A 5,240-nucleotide genomic window follows, 5' to 3' on the forward strand; every position below is an offset into this window, starting at 1 on the left:
TGAACGAACAAGGAAAGCATTTGATCAAGATTGATAAATGGTACCCATCTACACAAACTTGTTCGCATTGTGGAAATACAAAGCCGATGCCTATGAATATTCGGACATACACTTGTTCGTGCGGGGTGAATCTCGATAGAGATTACAATTCGGCTCTCAACATCAAAAAAGAAGGAATTCGGCTATTAGCACTGCTCTAATGAATATAAACTCTTGGAACAAGAGGGTTAGCTTGGTCTATTTCGTCAGCTAACAAAAGTGGCGATTACCCAAGAAGCCCCCACTTCAAGCGACCCGTAAGGGTGGTAAGTGGAGGGTAGTTCACTACGTAATTAATTATATGAGTGGGAAACAATTAAAGAAAAATTTGAACCTTTTCCCGTCATTTTTTCGTATAATCAAGGAAAGGAGGAGATATTGATGTTCAAGAAATTTTTAGCAAGTGTAGGCGTAGGAGCCGCTAAGGTGGACACCCAGTTGGAAAAAGCACAGTTTGTACCAGGTGAAGACGTGCACGGGAAAGTCGTCATCAAAGGTGGAGATGTAGAACAATCCATCGACTCCATCCACATTTTCCTCATGACAGAAGCTCTCCGTGAATCCGGGGATAAGAAAATCAAAGAAAAAGTCGCGATCCAGAAATACCCGATCGCTCATCAGGAGACTATCAAAGAAGGCGAAACAAAGGAAATCCCATTTTCCATTCAGCTTCCGTACCATACCCCAGCCTCCCTCGGAAGACTGCCACTGTGGTTTGAAACCGGACTGGATATTCCGATGGCCCTGGATCCAGAAGATCGCGATCCGATTAAGGTGTCCCCGCACCCTTACATTGAAAAAGTGCTGGACGCATTAGAGAACAGACTCGGTTTCCGCCTTAGAGAAGTGGAAATGGAGTACTCCAAACACTTTGGCTATGTGCAGGAATTCGAATTCGCCCCGGGCGGAGAATACCGTTCTTACTTAGACGAATTGGAAGCGATTTTCTTTCTAAAAGAAAACCATCTAGATGTGATGCTTGAAGTGGATCGACGTGCCCGCGGTCTTGGTGGGTTATTTGCAGAAGCCTTAGAAATGGATGAAAGCCGAACGAAAGTCACGCTCACGAGCGAGGATCTGAACGGTTCGTTAGATGGTGTGGCACGCAAGCTGCAGCAAACCATTGATCAATTTAAACAATGATAGAAAACACGTCCAGGTATGCGCCTGGACGTGTTATTATGAATCAGCAAAAGAATCCATCTTTTACTTATAAAATTTCAGCAATAAGCTTACGTTAGGCTTCCCCTATTATCAGAAGAGGGTGCGCAGTGGTCATTTTTCAATGCAAAAAAGGAGCGTCTGCGCTCCTTTTTTAAGTCTTCACTTCTGCTTTTAATGCTTCTTCCTCAACACGGTCCATAAACTCCTGAACGACTTTTTCGTTGTTCTTCTTACTACCAAGCTTCATAAGCACTCTACCTACAAAGTTAACGCCCTGGTTCTTCCCTTCATAAATAAAACGGGTCCTGGACTCCTCCACTTTTTCCAAAGTAAAAGAAAAATTAATCTTGAAGGCCTTCGCCAAAGTAAAACTGAGTTGTTTATATTTTTTCTCATCCGTATCTTCATAACCTACCGTTTCCACGATATAGGTTTCTACCCGTTTCCCCTCCTGGTACTTTTGCCGGTATTTAGAACCTACTCCACCTTCTTCTATGTGAACCGGCTCATTTTCAATGACTTTTGGCATAATGACAGGCATGTTTTCTTCCCGGAATAAATTCCATACCGTTTCAATATTTGCTTCAATGATGCGTTCTTCTTTCCATTCCATCATTCATCCGTCTCCCTTCCAGACTCGATAAACTGATCAATATCTTCCATCTTTGAACGCAGCTCTTATATCTGAATCTCGATATTTTCCTTTTTCTCAAGCAATAATCCTTCCAGATTGGTAAAAGACTGATCGTTCATAACGATCTTCATTTCCTGGATAGTCAAACCGAAGCCTCGTAGTTTACCCAATAATAAAGCGAGAAGGTAGGACCCGTCGTCGTAGTATCTGTATTGGTTCGCTGGATCGATAAAAACAGGATCTAATAGCTCGACTTCCGCATAGTACCTTAATGTTTCTTTGCTTAGTCCTGTTAAAATTGAAAACTCACTGACTTTATACATGAGGACGTCTCTCCTACTCTTTTATCTTAAACTATGGGGTACACCACACAGTCAATAGAGATTCAGTAACGTCTATACTTTCTACTGGTGAATAAGAAATCGTAGTGATTCTAAGTGTTCTAATCCTTAAATAAAATTCGTTCCTATCCTCTAATGAGGCTTAATTTAGTCACACTTTTGGTGGTAATTTTTAGCAAAAGCGCCTCTCCAATCATCTACCGTTTTTTTGCAGTGATGAACAGCTCCGCAAATTCATGAGGAATGGTTTTGAGAGGATCTTCCTTTACCTCCTGCTTCATCTTGTTTAGTCCTTTTTCATACTCGGAATCGCTGATGAGCGTTAGTACAGATATATCTCTGTTTTCAGCGTACGGAAGATAATCGGCTGTCAGTATCTCTTCATGCCGATCGTTCACTTTTAATTGTACCTCAAAGTCTCTTTTCCTAAGTTCTTCATAAATCTTCTCTGGATGCCAGAATCTTTGTACATCCTCTGCATAAGCTTGAGGAAAATAGTGATACACCCACCATTTTGGCATGGAATGAATAGCAATATTATGCATTTTAAACTGTCCACTTGGCATGAGAACACGAGTGATCTCATCCAAAACTTTTTCTTTTTCCTTGTAATGATGGAACGAATAGTTATTGATTATGTAGTCAAATTTGTCTGACTCAAATGGCATATTCTCTGCATAGCCTTGAACCCACTGAATCGATCCAAGCTTTTCTTTTGCTTTTTCCAGCATTGCTTTAGACGCATCCAATCCAGTCCACCGAACTTGCTCATCCTGGAATAAAGGAACTTGCTTAGCAAGGTACAGCCCTGTTCCACATGATAAATCGAGCACTTCATACTGCTCTTTCTGATGTTGATTCATATAGGATTTTAAGGTCGTATCTTTCTCTATTTCTTCGACTCTATACTGATTGTTATCGTAATGATCAGCAATAGTAGAAAAATCGGTTTCTTTCATCGGTAAGTCTCCTCTCCCTTTTCATAATCTGAACTCATTACCAAAGCTGCTCCTCTTCATTGGATAATTCCATGATGAACGGCTGAATGCTCATCACAAGTGCTCCAATTCCTATTAAAAAGAATAAAAAGAGTGGGGAAGAGTTATCGAATAAGAGAGAGATCAACATAACGAGAGGAATAAGGAAAATACTTAGACTGCTTTTCTTTCTGGAGGAAGCAGTAAGGTATTGCTTCTTTTCACAATGCGGGCACGTAATTCCAGCAGCTAAGGTAAAAGATTTCTTCATGGTTTCACCCCATGTCCATTCTTCTTTGCAGCTTTTGCATACAGGCATTTTTCACACTCCTCTTTATATCACATTTACATTGTTTGTCGTCTTCTACTCCACTTTAAAGCATAAAATAAAGCAAAAAAATTCGCGATAAGATTTCCTCCCCATCCAACGAGTATCGAATACTCTGTATAGGATTGAAACACTAATCCTCCTGCTAAAAAGGAAGCACTTAGAAAAGCAAAAGAGACAGTCAGTTTTTGATACTTATGCATGCTTTCATTCCTCCAAGAGTTTTTTTAGCATGTTTAAATCAATACTTATAGCAACTAGTTTTCTGCTTATCTATTCATTTTTATCAGTAAACTTTAAGAATCTTCAATCAAAAATTGCAGCTTCCGTTTCTTCAAGCCATTGATCAACCGCTTTGACTGGAAAATAGTATTCATAGCCAATCTGTATGTATGGAATTTGGCTTTTGGTGACGTTTCCTTCCTTTTGTGGAAGGAGCTTTTCCACTTGGTCCTGGTTAATTCCTAAGTATTCTTGTAATTCCGAATGACTCAATAATTGATCTTTCGACTGGGGTTTCACTTGTACCTGTTCAATAGAATTCCCAGAAGGATTATTTTCTTTCATCGCATCGGCGATCATCCAGGACCCTGCTAAAATACATAAACCTAAAAAAATCTGCGCTAGACTACTAGCCATTTGCTTCATTATATCCTCCATTCATATGTTCTGGTATATAGAGACAGCTTACCTCTCTATTTTTTCAACTTATCAGCTTCTTACCGGATTTTACCACAGATTCCAGTCTGCTCCTCAACATATTCTCTACATCTCCCCAAACTCCTTGTTTCATCTGTATTAAGACCGTCTATATTCCCCTGGTCTAAAACAAATGAGTGGGTTTTTCTTCATGCTGTAAAACATATTCTTCCAATCTTTTTTCTTCATCGGTGTCTGTTTAATATTTACTCCCTCGTCCTTTAACTTTTGAATGCTCGAATTGAAAATTCCGGACATTTTTCTGCCTCCCCCTATTACGCCTCATACTTATGGCTTCCCACCCACAATCATCGAATCCACTTCTATAATATTGTAGGTTACTATCATCTTTTCTCTCTTCTTCATTGTTCATAAAAAAGTGACCTATACATGTGTATAGGCCACTCCATATCTATAGACCTATACCCGGACGGTAAGGTCTTGCTAACAGCATCACTGCCAACAAAGCCGAGAGTGAAGTTCACTCTGGATTGACGACTTTGCTGTAAAAGCTACTCCCCTTAGAAGGAAAATATTCAATTACACTACTAACATAAACGTAAATGACCGACTAGTCAATGGATAAAAGAGGATAATATTTTTATTCTTCTAACTTTGACTTGATGGTCATATCGATAGAAAGACCAACAAAACCTACGACCAATAACCAAACCCCTTCATGAATTACAAGTAACACTGTTAATTCTCAAAGATAATTTCAGATAAGCTCACGTTTGTTGAAGACTCAGTTTCGAGACATTTGTTGAGCGGAAGGTCCTCCGGGGGACGATTTCGCTTTCCGCGGTAGAGTAGAGAACTGATTTCAAAAGGGATTTCTCCCCTTTTACTTTCAGCTCCCCCTCATCAAACCGTACGTGAGGTTCTCCCTCATACGGCTTTCCGATGTTCTTCTTTCTTTGGCATTACGGTTACCCTACTTGGCTAAGCACACCAGTTGATACTGGGTTTGTTTCTTTACTTCCTCCAAATGACCATGAAGATTTCGGCGCTGTCTTTTCTTGTTGTTAAACAGAGCTAGACGTTTCAAAACATACCAG

At 40.0% G+C, this 5,240-nt stretch carries 8 protein-coding genes; 2 read left to right on the forward strand and 6 right to left on the reverse strand.

Annotation, left to right across the window (positions count from 1 at the left end; all coding sequences use genetic code 11):
• Positions 1 to 200: zinc ribbon domain-containing protein (locus tag BMZ06_RS20185; protein ID WP_139205820.1), on the forward strand; the 200-nt coding region annotated here is incomplete at its 5' end.
• A 220-nt stretch (positions 201 to 420) separates the two neighbouring features.
• Positions 421 to 1,182 (forward strand): sporulation protein, encoded by a 762-nt coding sequence (locus BMZ06_RS20190; protein ID WP_089755025.1) that lies wholly within the window; start codon positions 421 to 423, stop codon positions 1,180 to 1,182.
• Positions 1,183 to 1,354: 172 nt separating this feature from the next.
• On the opposite strand, the gene BMZ06_RS20195 is transcribed toward BMZ06_RS20190, so the two are convergent.
• From BMZ06_RS20195 to BMZ06_RS20220, 6 genes are all read right to left on the reverse strand, one after another.
• Complete coding sequence (locus BMZ06_RS20195; RefSeq protein ID WP_089755027.1) at positions 1,355 to 1,819, reverse strand: SRPBCC family protein; 465 nt, start codon at positions 1,817 to 1,819, stop codon at positions 1,355 to 1,357.
• A gap of 62 nt (positions 1,820 to 1,881) precedes the next feature.
• Positions 1,882 to 2,160: a MerR family transcriptional regulator gene (locus BMZ06_RS20200; protein WP_175477953.1), complete on the reverse strand. Its 279-nt coding sequence runs from the start codon at positions 2,158 to 2,160 to the stop codon at positions 1,882 to 1,884.
• Between the two features lie 215 nt (positions 2,161 to 2,375).
• Complete coding sequence (locus BMZ06_RS20205) at positions 2,376 to 3,137, reverse strand: class I SAM-dependent methyltransferase (protein WP_089755029.1); 762 nt, start codon at positions 3,135 to 3,137, stop codon at positions 2,376 to 2,378.
• 37 nt (positions 3,138 to 3,174) lie between these two features.
• Positions 3,175 to 3,474 carry a TIGR04104 family putative zinc finger protein gene (locus tag BMZ06_RS20210; RefSeq protein ID WP_089755031.1) on the reverse strand — a complete coding sequence of 100 codons (300 nt, stop codon included), beginning with the start codon at positions 3,472 to 3,474 and terminating at the stop codon, positions 3,175 to 3,177.
• Between the two features lie 26 nt (positions 3,475 to 3,500).
• Complete coding sequence (locus tag BMZ06_RS20215) at positions 3,501 to 3,686, reverse strand: hypothetical protein (RefSeq protein ID WP_089755033.1); 186 nt, start codon at positions 3,684 to 3,686, stop codon at positions 3,501 to 3,503.
• 103 nt (positions 3,687 to 3,789) lie between these two features.
• On the reverse strand, positions 3,790 to 4,131 hold the full coding sequence (locus BMZ06_RS20220) for a helix-turn-helix domain-containing protein (protein WP_089755035.1): 342 nt from the start codon (positions 4,129 to 4,131) through the stop codon (positions 3,790 to 3,792).
• Between the last annotated feature and the right edge of the window lie 1,109 nt (positions 4,132 to 5,240).

This window comes from Halobacillus alkaliphilus (assembly GCF_900113125.1).
GTDB lineage: Bacteria > Bacillota > Bacilli > Bacillales > Halobacillaceae > Halobacillus > Halobacillus alkaliphilus.